Consider the following 330-nt stretch of genomic DNA (forward strand, 5'->3'; position numbering starts at 1 on the left):
ATAACATAAGCAGATCAAAATCTTCTCAGTAACAAACGCAATTTTTTTGAGCAATTTTCTTTCATTTTCTGGAAGTGATTGATGAATTTCAGAGTGATGGGTTTGGAGTCTCCGTTGTTCCACATGATGGACATGTCGGAGGACAAGACATACAATGCTCCGACACGGTCATATGTGCGAGACGCGAAAGCAATGGCTGCAACACCTGCGGATGTGAAGGAGTATCCGAACTCTTACGTGTTCGAGATCGACATGCCGGGGTTGAAATCTGGGGACATAAAGGTTCAGGTTGAAGATGACAACGTGCTTCTGATTAGTGGGGAGAGGAAG

1 protein-coding gene is annotated in these 330 nt (G+C 44.5%); it reads left to right on the top strand.

Features of this window, described 5'->3' with window-relative positions:
• Nucleotides 1–192: 192 nt before the first annotated feature.
• The coding region (locus L0U89_RS20655; protein WP_369413266.1) for an Hsp20 family protein at nt 193–330 on the top strand (138 nt) is incomplete at its 3' end.

Origin of the sequence: Mariniradius sediminis (genome assembly GCF_021491425.1) — a bacterium.
In the GTDB taxonomy this organism is placed as follows: domain Bacteria; phylum Bacteroidota; class Bacteroidia; order Cytophagales; family Cyclobacteriaceae; genus Mariniradius; species Mariniradius saccharolyticus.